This is a genomic window from Roseovarius sp. B-10 (assembly GCF_056859295.1).
In genome coordinates, this window is record NZ_JBSXOE010000021.1 from 81,850 (window position 1) to 96,676 (window position 14,827).

General features: G+C 65.4%; 12 protein-coding genes and 1 tRNA gene. 7 read left to right on the forward strand and 6 right to left on the reverse strand.

The genetic code is table 11. The features are described from left to right. Nucleotides 1–50: 50 nt before the first annotated feature. Complete coding sequence (locus AC13D8_RS03570; protein ID WP_482967647.1) at nucleotides 51–959, forward strand: LysR family transcriptional regulator; 909 nt, start codon at nucleotides 51–53, stop codon at nucleotides 957–959. Between the two features lie 271 nt (nucleotides 960–1,230). Here the strand turns inward: AC13D8_RS03570 and uraH are convergent, their stop codons facing one another. Next, complete coding sequence (uraH, locus tag AC13D8_RS03575; RefSeq protein ID WP_482967648.1) at nucleotides 1,231–1,584, reverse strand: hydroxyisourate hydrolase; 354 nt, start codon at nucleotides 1,582–1,584, stop codon at nucleotides 1,231–1,233. A 172-nt stretch (nucleotides 1,585–1,756) separates the two neighbouring features. On the opposite strand from uraH, the gene puuE reads away from it, so the two are divergent. Both puuE and AC13D8_RS03585 read left to right on the forward strand, forming a co-directional pair. Beyond that, nucleotides 1,757–3,172: an allantoinase PuuE gene (gene puuE / locus AC13D8_RS03580; protein ID WP_482967649.1), complete on the forward strand. Its 1,416-nt coding sequence runs from the start codon at nucleotides 1,757–1,759 to the stop codon at nucleotides 3,170–3,172. Next, nucleotides 3,169–3,681 (forward strand): ureidoglycolate lyase, encoded by a 513-nt coding sequence (locus tag AC13D8_RS03585; protein ID WP_482967650.1) that lies wholly within the window; start codon nucleotides 3,169–3,171, stop codon nucleotides 3,679–3,681. Before puuE ends, AC13D8_RS03585 begins: the two co-directional genes overlap by 4 nt. Here AC13D8_RS03585 and guaD read toward each other — a convergent pair. The 5 genes from guaD to xdhA form a co-directional block, all read right to left on the reverse strand. Then, nucleotides 3,633–4,943, reverse strand: coding sequence for a guanine deaminase (guaD, locus tag AC13D8_RS03590; RefSeq protein ID WP_482967651.1), 1,311 nt, complete (start codon nucleotides 4,941–4,943; stop codon nucleotides 3,633–3,635). The two genes, AC13D8_RS03585 and guaD, sit on opposite strands and share 49 nt — an antisense overlap. A 68-nt stretch (nucleotides 4,944–5,011) precedes the next feature. Beyond that, nucleotides 5,012–6,595, reverse strand: coding sequence for a xanthine/uracil/vitamin C permease (locus AC13D8_RS03595; protein WP_482967652.1), 1,584 nt, complete (start codon nucleotides 6,593–6,595; stop codon nucleotides 5,012–5,014). 74 nt (nucleotides 6,596–6,669) lie between these two features. Further along, nucleotides 6,670–7,494 (reverse strand): xanthine dehydrogenase accessory protein XdhC, encoded by an 825-nt coding sequence (xdhC, locus tag AC13D8_RS03600; RefSeq protein WP_482967653.1) that lies wholly within the window; start codon nucleotides 7,492–7,494, stop codon nucleotides 6,670–6,672. Further along, a complete protein-coding gene (gene xdhB / locus AC13D8_RS03605; protein WP_482967654.1) occupies nucleotides 7,491–9,812 on the reverse strand; it encodes a xanthine dehydrogenase molybdopterin binding subunit in 2,322 nt (773 codons plus the stop codon). The genes xdhC and xdhB overlap by 4 nt, the downstream gene beginning before the upstream one ends. 12 nt (nucleotides 9,813–9,824) lie before the next feature. Further along, nucleotides 9,825–11,279 carry a xanthine dehydrogenase small subunit gene (gene xdhA / locus AC13D8_RS03610; RefSeq protein WP_482967655.1) on the reverse strand — a complete coding sequence of 485 codons (1,455 nt, stop codon included), beginning with the start codon at nucleotides 11,277–11,279 and terminating at the stop codon, nucleotides 9,825–9,827. A 155-nt stretch (nucleotides 11,280–11,434) separates the two neighbouring features. On the opposite strand from xdhA, the gene AC13D8_RS03615 reads away from it, so the two are divergent. From AC13D8_RS03615 to AC13D8_RS03630, 4 genes are all read left to right on the forward strand, one after another. Further along, nucleotides 11,435–12,346, forward strand: a complete 912-nt coding sequence (locus AC13D8_RS03615; protein ID WP_482967656.1) for a LysR family transcriptional regulator — start codon at nucleotides 11,435–11,437, stop codon at nucleotides 12,344–12,346. Nucleotides 12,347–12,413: 67 nt separating this feature from the next. Then, a tRNA-Ser gene (locus tag AC13D8_RS03620) sits at nucleotides 12,414–12,503 on the forward strand. Between the two features lie 448 nt (nucleotides 12,504–12,951). Continuing rightward, the gene (locus AC13D8_RS03625) at nucleotides 12,952–13,539 is read left to right on the forward strand and encodes a hypothetical protein (RefSeq protein WP_482967657.1); all 588 of its coding nucleotides are present in this window, start codon (nucleotides 12,952–12,954) and stop codon (nucleotides 13,537–13,539) included. Between the two features lie 50 nt (nucleotides 13,540–13,589). After that, nucleotides 13,590–14,780, forward strand: a complete 1,191-nt coding sequence (locus AC13D8_RS03630) for a helix-turn-helix domain-containing protein (RefSeq protein WP_482967658.1) — start codon at nucleotides 13,590–13,592, stop codon at nucleotides 14,778–14,780. Nucleotides 14,781–14,827: the final 47 nt, after the last annotated feature.

Here is a 14,827-nt window from a genome sequence, read left to right on the forward strand (position 1 = left end):
TTGAGAAAGGAAACCTAGCTCTTTCAAGAAAAGACGAATAATCTCGGCGCATGGCCTACCTCGAGAATATCAGGACCTTCGTCCGGGTCTATGAACTCGGCAGCATGTCCGCCGCAGCCCGCGATCAGCGCATCTCCGCGGCGGTGGCCTCGGCACGGATCGCCGCACTCGAGGATCATCTCGGCGTCCGCCTCTTTCAGCGCACCACCCGACAGCTCAACCCGACCGAGCAGGGCACGCTGTTCTATCGCGGCGCCTGCAAGATACTCGAGTCCGTGGACGAGGCCGAGGCCGATGTCTCCGACGTCACCCAGGCCCCGCGCGGCAGCCTGCACATCGCCGCCCCTCTCGGCCTTGGGCAACGGATCATCGCCGGGGCGATGTCAGAGTTTCACGCCCGCTATCCGCTGATCCACATCCGCCTGCGGCTGTCGGATCGCAAGCTCGACCTCGCCGCCGAGGGGCTCGACGCGGCGTTCTTTCTCGGGGTGCCAGAGGATTCATCGCTGCGCATCCGCAAGATCGCCGATTGCGAACGTGTGCTCTGCGCCGCGCCGGAATACATCGAACGCAAGGGACAGCCACGGACGAGCGCGAGCCTGCGCAGCGAGCATGATTGCATCAACCTGCGCTATGCCGGGGCGCCGGAATTCCAGTGGCCCCTGCAAACCCCCCAGGGCGTGCGCCGGATCACCGTCTCGGGGCCGTTCGAATCCGATCACGGCGACGTGCTCACCCAATGGGCGCTGGAGGGTTACGGCATCGTGCTCAAGCCGCTCTTCGAGGTCCAGGACCACCTCGCCGCCGGTCGGCTCTGCCGCGTGCTCGACTCAGAGCCGCCGGTGCCCATTCAGCTCGCTTGCCTCTATGCCCACCGCCGTCGGCAGGACCCCAAGGCAAGGCTGTTCATCGACTTCATGACCCGCCGGATACGCGAGTCGCTGCCTGCGGCGTCCTGAGGATGGGGCGCTTGGGCATGTCTGGCCTGTTGCTGCCATTCACCTCCTGCCCCGCGCGGAATCAAGGCGCGCTTGCGCGCCGCCGCGCAGCGCCCGACCGCCCCCTCGGGCGAGCGCTTTTGCAACGCTGCAAGCCGCTGAAATAAAAGAGGTATCTTGCACCATAAATCGCATATCATAAACCGACCTGCGCCCACCCGGCGGTCGGGCGCTGCGCGGCTCATCGCTCAAGACCCGAACGTCCCCTCCAGGCCAAACCCGCCCCCTGCCGTCAACTTCCCCGATAGGTCGAATACCCGAACGGCGACAGCAGCAGTGGCACATGGTAATGCGCCGCCTCCGACATGCCAAAGCGTAGCGGCACGAGATCGAGAAAACGCGGGCTTTCCGGCGGCACGCCAACGGCATCAAGGTAGGCTCCGGCGTGAAACACCAATTCATAGGTGCCCGGGTGAAACTCCGCTTGTGGCAGGATCGGCGCATCGGTGCGCCCGTCTTCATTGGTGACGACGCTGCACAGGTGCCTGCGGGTCTCGCCGTCGATCCGGTAGAGGTCGATCGCCATCCCCGCCGCCGGCATGCCGCGCGCGGTATCGAGAACATGGGTGGTCAGGTAGCCAGTCATTTTCCGTGTCCTTTGCGCGTATACCCCGCCGTTTCTGCCCGGTTTCGGCGGCGGGGACCAGCACGGGATGCGAAGATGGTCTTTCTTCGAAAATCGTAAAGTCATCCGTATTCTTCTGCTTTATAAATGAATGGCAACCCAAACACGCGACCGATCACCGGAGAGGACAGACATGACCCGTTATCCCCGCGACCTGCGCGGCTATGGCGCGCACCCGCCCGATCCGAAATGGCCCGGCGGGGCGCGGATCGCGGTGCAATTCGTGCTCAACTACGAGGAGGGCGGCGAGAATTGCCTGCTGCACGGCGATCCCGCCTCCGAGGCATTCCTGTCGGACATTCCCGGAGCCGCCCCGTGGGAGGGGCAGCGCCACTGGAACATGGAATCGGTTTATGAATACGGCGCGCGCGCCGGGTTCTGGCGGCTGCACCGGCTCTTTACCGGGGCGGGCATCCCGGTGACGGTCTATGGCGTCGCCACCGCGCTCGCCCGCTCGCCCGAGCAGGTCGCGGCGATGAAATCGGCGGAATGGGAGATCGCCTGCCACGGGCTGAAATGGATCGAGCATCGCGACATGCCCGAGGAGGAAGAGGCCCGCCAGATCGCCGAGGCCATCGCCCTTCACGAGGAGGTGACGGGGGAATTGCCAAGAGGTTGGTACACCGGGCGGTGCAGCATGCGAACCGTGCGGTTGGCGGCGCGAACCGGGAGGTTCGCCTACCTGTCGGACTGCTACGACGACGATCTGCCCTACTGGCGGCGGATGGAAGGACGCGACCAGTTGATGATTCCCTACACGCTCGAAGCCAACGACATGCGCTTCGCCGCCACCCCCGGCTGGGTCACGGGCCGCGACTTTGGCGACTACCTGATCGACGCCTTCGACACGCTCTATGCCGAGGGGCAGGACGGTGCGCCCAGGATGATGAGCGTGGGGCTGCACTGCCGCCTGATCGGACGGCCCGGCAAGATCGCCGGGCTGCGGCGATTTATCGAGCATGTTCAAGGACATGAAGGGGTGTGGTGCGCCCGCCGCATCGACATCGCCGAGCATTGGTCGCGGGTTCACCCGCCTGTCGATCACGAGCGCCCCAGCGAGATGGACCGCGACAGTTTCGTGGCGCGCTTCGGCGCTGTGTTCGAGCATTCGCCCTGGGTGGCCGAGCGCGCCCACGCGCTCGAGCTTGGCCCCGCGCATGATAGCGCGGCGGGCGTGCATAATGCGCTCTGCCGCGCCTTCCGCCGCGCCACCCCCGACGAGCGCCGCGATGTGCTGACCGCTCACCCCGACCTCGCCGGCAAGCTCGCCGCCGCCGGCCGCCTCACCGCCCAGAGCACCGCCGAGCAGGCCGGGGCAGGGCTCGATCACCTGACCGACGAGGAGCGCGCCGCATTCCAGAGGCTCAACGCTAACTACATGGAAAAGCACGGATTTCCCTTCATCATCGCGGTGCGGGATCACGACACGGCACAGATCCGCGCCGCGATGGAGCGGCGTATCGACAACGACAACGAGACCGAGTTTTCCGAGGCGTGCCGTCAGGTGGAGCGTATCGCCGAGCTGCGGTTGCGGGACATGCTGCCATGATTCCGCTGGAGGTGGCTCCGCTCACCGCCGAGGCGTTCGCGCCCTGGGGCGACGTGATCGAGGCGCGCGGCGCGCCGGACAGGCTCATCAACCAGGGAATGTGTGGCCGCCACCACGATCTCGCGCGGCTCGATTTCGGCGACGGGTACGCGGGGCTGAGCCTGTTCGACGCCAAGGCGCGGCACCTGCCCCACGTCGTTGACATGGTCGAGCGCCACCCCGAGGGCAGCCAGGCATTCATGCCGGTGAGCGGCGCGCGCTTTCTCGTGGTCGTGGCCAACGACGACGGCGGCGTGCCGGTGCGCCCGCGCGCTTTCGTCACCGCGCCGGGGCAGTCGGTCAACCTCATGCGCGGGGTCTGGCACGGGGTGTTGGCCCCTCTGGACGCGGCGGGGCAGTTCGTGGTGCTGGACCGGATCGGGGAGGGGCCCAACCTCGAAGAGCACTGGTTCGACACACCCTATGTTGTTGAAACGGTGCCGGATTTCTGGGGCGCGCCCGCCACGTAGATCTGTGCCACGGCGCGGTCATCGCCCATGATCTGAAGGATGAACAGCTCTTCCGAGAGGGTCTCGGCCTGCTCCATCCGCAAGGCCATCGCCGGAGTGGCGCGCGCGTCGAGCACCACGATATCGGCCTCGCTCCCCGCCTCCAGCGTGCCGATGCGATCCTCTAGCCCCAGTGCTACGGCGTTGCCCCGCGTGATCCAGTGAAAGGCGCGCAGCGGGTGCAGCTTCTGTCCCTGAAGCTGCAGCACCTTGTAGCCTTCGTTGAGCGTCTGCAGCATCGAATAGCTGGTGCCGCCGCCCACGTCGGTCGCGATGGCGTTGACAAGGCCCTGCTCCCGCAACCCGGCATCGTCAAAGAGCCCGCTGCCGAGGAACAGGTTCGAGGTGGGGCAAAAGACCGGACGCGCGCCGGTCTCCTGCATCACCGCGATCTCGCGCGGCGAAAGGTGCAGGCAATGCCCCATCAGGGCCTTTGGCGAGAGCAGGCCATAGCGCTCGTAGACGCCGAGGTAATCCGGTGCGTCTGGATAGAGGCTGGCGGTATAGGCGATCTCGTCGTGGTTCTCGGACAGGTGCGTTTGCAGATAGCAACCGGGATGTTCGGCCACCAAAGAACCAGCCATTTCAAGCTGTTCCGGCGTCGAGGTGATGGCGAAACGTGGTGTGATCGCGTAGAGCGCGCGGCCACGCCCATGCCAATGGTCGATCAATGCCTTGCTGTCGTCGTAGCCCGCCTGCGCCGTGTCGCGCAGACCGTCGGGCGCGTTGCGGTCCATCATCACCTTTCCCGCGATGATGCGCATGTCGCGCCGCTCCGCCTCGGAAAACAGCGCCTCTGCCGAGGCCCGGTGGACCGAGGCATAGGCGACGGCGGTGGTGGTGCCATGCGCGGTCAGTTGATCGAGAAACAGCGCCGCCATGCGCGCGGCATGGTCCGGGTCGGCAAAGCGGGTTTCCTCGGGGAAGGTATACGTGTTGAGCCAGTCAAGAAGCTGCGCGCCCCAGGACGCGATCACCTGGACCTGCGGGAAATGGATATGCGGGTCGATGAATCCCGCCATCATCAGGTGTGGCCGGTGGTCGGTCACGGGCAGGCCGGGTGCCTGCGCGGCGATGTCCGCGTATGTCCCCGCCGCGCCGATGCGTCCCTCCGCAACCAGGAGCGCGCCGTCCTCGATATAGCTGTAGGCGTCGCTGTCCTCGGGTCTCTGCGGCTCGGCATGGAAGGTCAGGAGGCGTCCGCGCAATACTTTGTCTGTCATGGGTGTCCCGGTCTCTGCAGGGCGGTGGCCGGGGCGCTCTGTGCGTTTCCCGGCCACCAGCCCCGGTTTCAGTCTCTGGCCAGCGTCTCCGGCGCGTCAAGCGGCAACTCCACGTTGGAGCGGATGCCGTCGCGGTGCAGCACCGGGTAGACCAGCAAGAACGCGGCGGCGATGAGATAGCCCATGCTGACGCCGCTCGGCTCGGGCCAATGCAGGGTGGCCGAATGGATGATCCCGACGAGCGACATGGCGCAGGCCGCGAGCGCGAAACCGCCCGCGTTTCGGAACCGCCCGTCGATCACGCTCGCGACTATCGCCCCCCAGATCAGCCCGGTGAGGATCGCCCCCTGGCTGAGCGCGAGATGGCCCTCGAAATGTGCGCCCTGCTGGAGCAGGGCGGCGGTCAGCGCCTCGTCCCCCAGCTCTGGCAGCCCCTCGACGCCGCTCGCCCCGAGCGCGCCCATGAGCGAGCCCCACTTGACCATAAGGAAGGCCGAGACATGCGGCATCATCGCGATGGTGACGGCGGCCATGTGGCCGGGCTTTATCGCGTGGGCGGTGTTGGTGATGAGACTGAGGGCGACGAAGACCAGCACCGGTGCGGCGGCGGCCACCGGGATCAGGTTGTTGAGAAAGGCAAGCAGCCCGAAGACCGCCGCCACCGGGATCACGACGCCCACCCCGATCACGTAACCCGCATGCGCCCCCATCCGTTTGTAGGCCGGGTGGCCGATATAGGCGGTGGTGGGAAACGGCGAGCCGAACACAGCGCCGATCATGGTGCCCGCGCCATCCGTCACCTGGCAGAGCGCGACGGGGTAGGAATCGCCCGCCGCCTCGGCGCTCTCGACGTTGTTCATGGTCTCGATGAAGTTGTATATCTGTACCGGCACCAGCACGAGGAACAGCTCGGGATTGGCGAACAGGTGCTGGATGCCCAGCACGAGGTCGCCGAAATAGGGCAGCGGCGGGTAGACGCCGACACCCTCGAAGCTGATCGACGCCTTGCCCATGCCGAAGGCCACCACCGTCCCGACGACGAGCGCCAGAAGACCGGCGGGGATGTTGAAGGGCAACCGGAACCGACCGACCAGCCCCCAAAGAATGATAATCATCGAGGCAAAGCCCACGAACGGATCCTCGAACACCGTGGCCAGCGGCACCGTGCCGATAAACACCAGCGCGATGCCGCACAGCGTGCCCAGCATGCCCGCGCGCGGCGTCACCCGCTTTAGAAACGGGCCAATGATTGCGCCGAGTCCAGCAACGATGCCGCCCATGAATCCGGCGCCGATGCCCACCTGCCAGGCCAGCACCGCGTCCTGCGTGGACCAGTAGATCGGGCCAATCACCCCAAAGAGATAGACGAACATCACCGGTGTCGAGATGCCGTAGGGCAGGGCGGTCACGTCGCGGCCCTCGCGCGCGGCGACGCGCGCCGCGAGCCATGTATAGACACCCACGCCCGCCAGGATCGCCACCGCCGCGCCCGGCACGATGCGGCCGAATACGATCTCGGCGGGCATCTGGAACACGAACTGGCAAATCCCCGACAGCACGATCAGGTTGATGAGGTTGTCGGTAAAAAGCGCCCAGAACGCACTGAAATCCTGGCGCGCGAACAGTTTGTAGCTATAGCTCCCTCCCTGCATGTGCAGGTCTCCTTTCGCTGATGGGCCGCCCGGGCGGTGCTCTCCTCCGTGACCGGTCCGGGCGGGGTTGTGCGCTAGCCTGACACGTGCAGGGCGCGGGATTGCATTGCGGCGTGACGGGCAAGCGCGGCCATAACTTCGGCCAGAACGCCGGCCGCGATCACCTCGGGGCGCTTGTCACCGCCGGTGGCGGCCCCGATTGGGCAGGTCAGCGCGTCGATGCGCAGGCCGTCGCAGTGATTGCGGCACCATGTGGCCAGGCGCGCGCGTTTGGTGGGCGATCCGATCATGCCCACGTAAGCCGCGTCGCCGCGCGCCAGCGCCTCGGCGCTGAGCAGGAAATCGAGCGCATGGTCGTGGGTGAGGATGACGAAGGCGCTGCCGGGGGGCGCGCGGTTGATCTCGGTCTCGGGCAGGGCGCTTTCGCGGCGGTCCGCCTCCTCGGGGCAGAGCGCAAGCTCGGCGCGGCGGCTGTCCACCACCACCGTGCGGACCGGCATCTGCACCAGTAGCTGCGCCAGCGCCCGTCCCACATGGCCCGCGCCCATGACGTAGACATGGGGCCGCGCCTGTGCCTCTGCCTCGGCCCCGGCGCGGGCGGCGCGGCGGGCTGTGATGTCCATAAGGCGCAAGGTCACGGCGACACGCCCACCGCAGCACTGCCCGATTTCGGGGCCGAGCGGTATATCGAGATCACGCCGCGTATGCCCTTGTGCCAGCATCGCGCGCGCCGCGTCGATCATCATGTACTCAAGCTGTCCGCCGCCTATGGTGCCGTGGCAGGCGGTGGCGCTCACGATCATTCCCGCGCCTTCCTCGCGTGGGGCGGAGCCGCGCACGCGGGTGAGGCGCACCTCCACCGTGTCCGGGTGACGGTCCAGAAACTCCGAGAGGCTCATGCCGCGCCCTCCTTCAGCCGCTCCACCGCCATCAACACGCGCTCGGGCGTGGCGGGGGCATCGAGCCGGGGGCATTCGTGATAATCTGCCACGCTCGCCACCGCCATCGAGATTGCCTCAAAGACGGAAATGCCCAGCATGAAGGGCGGCTCGCCCACGGCCTTGGAGCGCTTGATCGTGCGTTCGCGGTTCTGCGACCACTCGGCGAGCGCGACGTTGAACACGCGTGGCCGGTCCGACGCGAGCGGGATCTTGTAGGTCGAGGGCGCGTGGGTGCGCAGGCGGCCCGCCTCGTCCCACCACAGTTCCTCGGTGGTGAGCCAGCCGACGCCCTGCACGAAGGCGCCCTCGACCTGTCCACGGTCGAGAGCGGGGTTGATCGAGCGGCCCACGTCGTGCAGCACGTCGGCACGCAGGATGCGGTATTCGCCGGTCAGCGTGTCGATCTCGACCTCGGAACACGCGGCGCCATAGGCGTAGTAGTAGAACGGGCGGCCCTTGCCGGTGGCGCGGTCCCAGTGGATGTCGGGCGTCTTGTAGAACCCGGCGGCCGAGAGCTGCACGCGCGCCATGTAGGCCGCGCGCACCAGATCGGCGAAGGGGATCATCTCGGCCCCCACCTGCACGCCACCAGCGACGAAGCGCACAGCCTCGGGCGTGGTCTGCCAGCGTTCGGCGGCGAAAGCCGCCAGCCGCGCCTTGATCTGATCGGCGGCGTCGAGGGCGGCCATGCCGTTGAGGTCCGACCCGCTCGACGCGGCCGTGGCCGAGGTATTGGGCACCTTCTCGGTGGTGGTCTGGGTGATCTTGATGCGGGCGATATCCACGCCGAACGCATCGGCCACCACCTGCGCCACCTTGGTGTTCAATCCCTGCCCCATCTCGGTGCCGCCGTGATTGAGGTGGATCGAGCCGTCATTGTAGACGTGGATCAGCGCGCCCGCCTGGTTGAAATGCGTGGCGGTAAAGGAGATGCCAAACTTCACCGGGGTGAGCGCGATCCCGCGCCGGATGATGCCACCCTGCGCGTTGTGGTCGAGCACGGCGCGGCGGCGCGCCCGGTACTCGGCGCTGGCCTCCAGTTCCTCGACCACGCGAAGGATGATGTTGTCCGCGACCGTCTGGTGATAGGGGGTCACGTCGCGCCCCTTATCCCCGTAGAAATTCGCCTTGCGGATATCCAGCGTGTCGCGCCCGAGTGCATAGGCGATTTCCTCGATCATGCGCTCGGCGACGATCACCCCCTGTGGCCCGCCAAAGCCGCGAAACGCGGTGTTGGAGACGGTGTTGGTCTTCATCGGTCTGCTTTGCAGCCGCACATGCGGGTAGAAATATGCGTTGTCGGCGTGAAACAGCGCCCGGTCGGTGACCGGCCCCGAGAGGTCCGAGGAGAATCCGCAGCGCGCGGCGAAGGTGCCATCGACGCCTGTGATGCGCCCTTCGTCGTCGAAGCCCAGATCGTAATCGACGACGAAATCGTGCCGCTTGCCGGTGGCAGTCATGTCCTGGTCGCGGTCGGGGCGAATCTTGACCGGGCGGTTCCATTTTTTCGCGGCCAGCGCGGCAACGGCGCAAAACAGGTTCATCTGGCTTTCCTTGCCGCCGAAGCCGCCGCCCATGCGCCGGACATTGACGGTGACGGCGTTGGAGGCCAGGCCAAGGACATGCGCCACCATGTGCTGCGCCTCGCTGGGATGCTGGGTCGAGCAATGTAGCGTCACATCCTCGTCCTCGCCGGGAACGGCAAAGGCGATCTGCCCCTCGAGATACATGTGATCCTGGCCGCCGATCGCCATGCGACCCTCGATGCGGTGCGGCGCGGTGGCGAGCGCGGCACCGGCATCGCCGCGCGCCAGCGTCAGCGGATCGGTGACATGGGGATATCCCGCGTCCTGTGCCGCCACCGGGTCGAGCGCATGGGGCAGCACCTCGTAGTCGATGCGCGCCTGCATCGCCGCGCGGCGGGCGGCGTCGCGCGTCTCGGCCACCACGGCAAAGAGAGGCTGGCCGTGGTATTCCACAAGGTCGGTGGGAAAGACCGGCTCGTCATGGCGGCCCGTGGGGCTGATGTCGTTGTGGCCCGGAATGTCGGCGGCGGTCAGAACGCCGATCACGCCGGGGGCGGCCCGTACCTCGTCAAGGTTCATCGCGCGGAGTTGCGCGTGGGTCTCGGTTGCGCAGCCGAGATACGCGTGGAGCGTGCCCGCCGGCTCGGGGATGTCGTCGGTATAGGTGGCCCGGCCCGTGACATGCTTGGCGGCGCTGTCATGGGCGAGCGGCTGGTGCACCGGGCTTTGGGTCGCGGTCTGATCCTTCATCGCTCGTCTCCCTCAGGCGCTCAGCCGCATCGCGGCGCCGTGCTCGTGTTCGAGATAGAAGCGCAGCAACAGGTTCTGCGCCGCGCGCATCCGGTAGGCGGCAGAGGCGCGCATGTCGGTAAGCGGGGTGAAGTCGTCGGACAGCGTGGCCATCGCCGCCCGGATTGCCGCTTCACCCCAGGGCTGCCCGGTGAGCGCCGCCTCGGCTTGGGAGGCGCGTTTCGGCGTGGCGGCCATGCCGCCATAGGCGAGGCGACAGGCGGCAATCCGGCCTTCTTGCAGCGTGACCGAGAACCCGGCGGCAACGGAGGAAATATCCTCGTCGCGCCGCTTCGACACCTTGTAGGCCGCCACGATCTGTCCGGGTGCGATACGGGGGATGCGGATTTCCTCGACGAATTCGCCCGGCGCGCGGTCCTGCTTGCCGTAATCGACAAAGAACGCCTCGAGCGGCAGGGTGCGGCGCACGCCGCGGTGGCGCAGGGTGACCCCGGCCCCGAGCGCGATCAGCGCGGGGGGCGTGTCGCCGATGGGCGAGCCGTTTGCGATATTGCCGCCGATGGTGCCCATGTTGCGCACCTGCCACCCGGCGATGCGGCTCCAGTAGTCTGCAAGGCAGGGGAAATGCGCGTCGATGACCGGGGCGAAATCGCTATAGCTCACCCCGGCACCGATGCGGATATCGCTGTCGTTCACCTCGATCCGGCGGAGTCCGTCGAGATGCCCGGTAAAGATGGCGGGGCCGATGGGGCGCAGGAATTTCGTGACCCACAGCCCCACATCCGTGGCCCCGGCGACGATGGTTGCCTCGGGCGTGTCGGCATAGACCTCGGCGAAATCGTCCAGATCGGCGGGCAGGATGGCGCGGTCCCCCTCGGGGCCGGTCACCACCCGCGCGCCATCGCGCAACGCCGCCAGGCGGGCCGAGACGCTGTCGCGCTCCTGCACAAGCCGGTCGCCGGCGGGGGTGCCGTAGCGGGCGGCGGATTGCGCCGCGCGGATGATCGGGGCATAGCCGGTGCAGCGGCACAGATTGCCCTGAAGGGCGGTCTCGATCTGGGCCTCGTCCGGCTCGGGCGTCTTCATCCAGAGCGCGTAGAGCGCCATCACGATCCCCGGCGTGCAAAAGCCGCATTGGCTGCCATGTTCGGCAACCATTGCCTGCTGCACCGGGTGTAGCGCGCCGCCCTCGCCGCGCAGATGCTCGACCGTCACCACGTGACAGCTATCCACCGACGCGAGGAAGCGGATGCAGGCATTGACCGGCTCGTAGCGCAGCGCGCCCGACTCCAACCGGCCCACCAGAACGGTGCAGGCCCCGCAATCGCCCTCGGCGCAGCCCTCCTTGGTGCCGGTGAGCCGCCGGTCGAGCCGCAGGAAATCCAGCAGCGTGCGCGTGGCAGCAACATCGGCCAACGCGACCTCGCGGTCGTTGAGCAGAAACCTGATCTCGTCTCGCTGCGGCATTCGACCTCCTCCGGATTTCATGACAGCCCACAGGATAACGCAATCGACTTTCGATGAATACGGCGGCATTCGGCAAATACTTTCAACAAATCATTGAAAATAAGGGCGCACCGGTGTTCACTCCCTGCATATCCCGGGCGGCAAGGAGCGGAGCCATGCCCTATATAGACAGCTTGCGCGTTTTCGTCCGCGTCGTCGAGCTTGGCAGCATCACCTCGGGCGGGCGCGACCTGCGGATGACACCCGCGGTGGCGAGCAAGCGTATCAAGGAACTCGAGGCACGCCTCGGCGTGCGGCTGTTCAACCGCACGACCCGCACGCTCTCGCCCACCGAGGTGGGGCGGGTGTTCTACGACGAGGCGCGCAAGGTGCTCGACACCGTCGAGAGCGCCGAGGCGGCGGTGGCGAGCTATTCCTCGGCCCCGCGCGGGGTGGTCCGCATCGCTGTGCCGCTTGGCGTCGGGCGACGGATCATCGCGCCGCTGGTGCCCTCCTTCGTCGAGCGGTTTCCCGACATACAGGTGCAGATGCGGCTCTCGGATCGGGTGGTGGACATCCTCGCCGAGCGGCTTGACGTGGCCTTCTTCGTCGGGCAGCCGCAGGAGTCGAACCTCAAGCTGCGGCGGATCGAGAACTGCCGCCGCGTGCTCTGCGCCGCGCCGTCCTATCTCGACCGGCACGGTACACCGCGGCGGCCCGCCGACCTGCTTGATGGCGGGCACAACTGCCTGCTGCTGCGTTATCCCCGCTCACCGGAATATTTCTGGACACTGGAAACCGGCGACGGGCCGCGCAAGCTCGCCGTGTCGGGGCGGTTCGATGCCGACGATTCAGACGTGCTGACCGACTGGATGCTCGCCGGGCACGGCATCGCCAACAGGCCGCTCTTCGACGTGGCACATCATATCGCGGCCGGTCGCCTCGTCCAGGTGCTGCCGCAGACACCGCCACAGCCCTCGCTCTTCGGCTGCCTCTATCCGCACCGGCGCTGGCAGGACCCCAAGGTGCGTCACCTCGTCGACTTCATGGTAGACCACAGCCGCAAACGCATCCGCGCGGTGCAGTGACACCGGCAAGAAACCCTGCACCGCGCCCCTTGCCAAGCCGGCGCACCTGCGGCTAGAAGGCCGCAACGGAGAGGTGGCCGAGTGGTCGAAGGCGCACGCCTGGAAAGCGTGTAGGCGGGAAACCGTCTCCAGGGTTCGAATCCCTGTCTCTCCGCCACTTGCCCCCGCGAAAGCGTTCTCCCGCTCCGGCTGCCGCCGGATTTTTCCGTTGTATTAGAGGGTTATGCGGGATGGGCTGAGCACCGGCCTCGGGGCCAGGTGGCTCGGAAGCGCTCTCTCAGAGCCGATATTCTCCGGACCTCATGACTGCGCGGATTTGGTGAATAGATTGTATCCCTTTGATATTATGAGAAATATTGAATGGCGCGACTGTGCACTTCGATCTTGGTCGCGTTGGCAGAAGGAACATAAATCCAACGAATGACAGGTCGCCTCAGCTCGGGATAGGCCCGCTACACCGGCGGGCATGTTGTGCATCATAGGTCTTGTTAACGCAAAATTTCTGCGCTATTTTCCTAAAAACGCAACACGCACCGTGAGGTCAGATGTCGAGTCCTGTTGATCGCGTCGTAGACGCTTTTCCCGCAAGCTTCTTCCGAGCGGCAATGGAGCAGACTGACGCTGCCTTCATGAAAGCCGCTCGCCTCACGGATCAGAATATTGCTGAACCCGAGCGCGCGAATACGCTGGGCCAGTTGCGTCATGCTTGCGTGGAAGAGGGCTTCCGGATAGCCGCAAAGGAGGCGGGGCTTGCGCCGATAGCTCCGCACACTGAACCGGCCGGTGGACGGTTCAGCTTGGTAAGCAGTCACGGCGTTTACCTCCTGCGCAGTAATATCCAGCAGCACTGCGGCACGCCGCGACCGACGCGCTTTCGCAGCCTCTGGGCAGCCGTTAACGCGTGGCTCGACCCGCTTCAGCTTGATTTTTTGGTTGAGGTAGAGAACCCACCCTGTGACCGCCTTTGCGCGATGTTGGTAGTAACGGCGAGCAGAAAATTTGGCGATCCGAGCCTCCCAGCCTTTGTAGGACTCGGCATTCCAAGTGCGGACTTGTCGCAATGGAAGTATCTGGAACCGCTGACCACTGTGCTCGGGATGTACCACGACCTCGAGAGCAAAGCGCGTATGCCCACCGCGGCGCCGATCGAGATTGTTGATCGCGCTCTTCCCAGGTTGAAGCAGCGCGACTGAGATAACGATGCAGAAATAGACCCCGGCAGCGGGGCGTTGGGAGATCAGAAATGCGAAGCGGTACGCCAGGATTCCGAGCAGAGAGGCTGGTGGAGGCTAGGGATTCTCGTGGCCTCACACAGGTGGCGCTTGCCGACCTTATCAATAGGACAAGTTCAAGTATCTCGCGTTGGGAGGCCGGTGACCAGTCGCCGGAACCAGACGCACTTGATGCTCTTGCGCGGGCACTGAACCTACCGGTTGCATTCTTTTTGTGGGATCAGCCAAAGCACGGGCCTGCCCCAATGTTCTTCCGGTCGATGGCGAGCACAACTCAGTCTGTACGCAAGCGCAGCCAAGCTCGACTTCGTTGGGCGCAAGGAATCTCACTTCAACTTCAGGAGTGGGTTGATTTGCCCGAGGCGAGCGTGCCCGAAGGTGAGATGCGCGACCATCGTCAGATCCGTGATGAAGACATTGAGCGTATGGCGAACGAGTGCCGCACTCGATGGTCGCTCGGCCGTGGACCCATCTCCGACATGCTTCTCGTCTTGGAGAACGCTGGCGTTGTCGTCGTGAAGGAGGAGGTTGGCACGGCCAAGATGGATGGGGTGTCGAATTGGTCCTCGGTCGATCACCGACCTTATATCCTAATTGCGCGCGACAAAGCCACTTCAGTTCGATCGAGGATGGACGCGGCCCATGAACTCGGGCACCTTGTACTCCATCGCTACTTATCTCCAAAAGCACTGAACAGTGCAGCTGACTTCAAGGAGATCGAGCGACAGGCGTTCTACTTTGCTGGTGCATTTCTATTGCCAGCGGAGAGCTTCGCGGCCGAAGTGTGGTCACCGTCTCTAAATGCTTTCGTTGCTCTAAAACAGCGCTGGGGGGTTTCGGTCGGCGCAATGATCATGCGTTGTTCCGCACTTGGAATGATGAGTGAGGAAGCTGGGCGCCGCCTGTGGAAATACTACAGCGCTCGTGGTTGGAGGAAAAACGAACCACTCGACGACGTGCTCGTCCCTGAAGAGCCACGTCTCTTAGCTCGGTCGATCAGATTGCTTGTCGATGAAGGCGTGAGATCGCGTGAGGCGCTGCTCGGAGATTTTCGGCTGCCTGCTACTGATGTGGAGAGCCTTTGCGGGCTGCCCCGTGGCTACATGACTTCGCGCGAAGCCGAGGTCTTGCAGTTACCGCAACTGAAACAACAAGCAGAGAAGCGTGATTCCGGTACGGTTTTACCGTTTCGACGAGATTAACAAATTCTGCGACCTGCCTTTCTTCATGCACCCGAAGAATAGAGGTC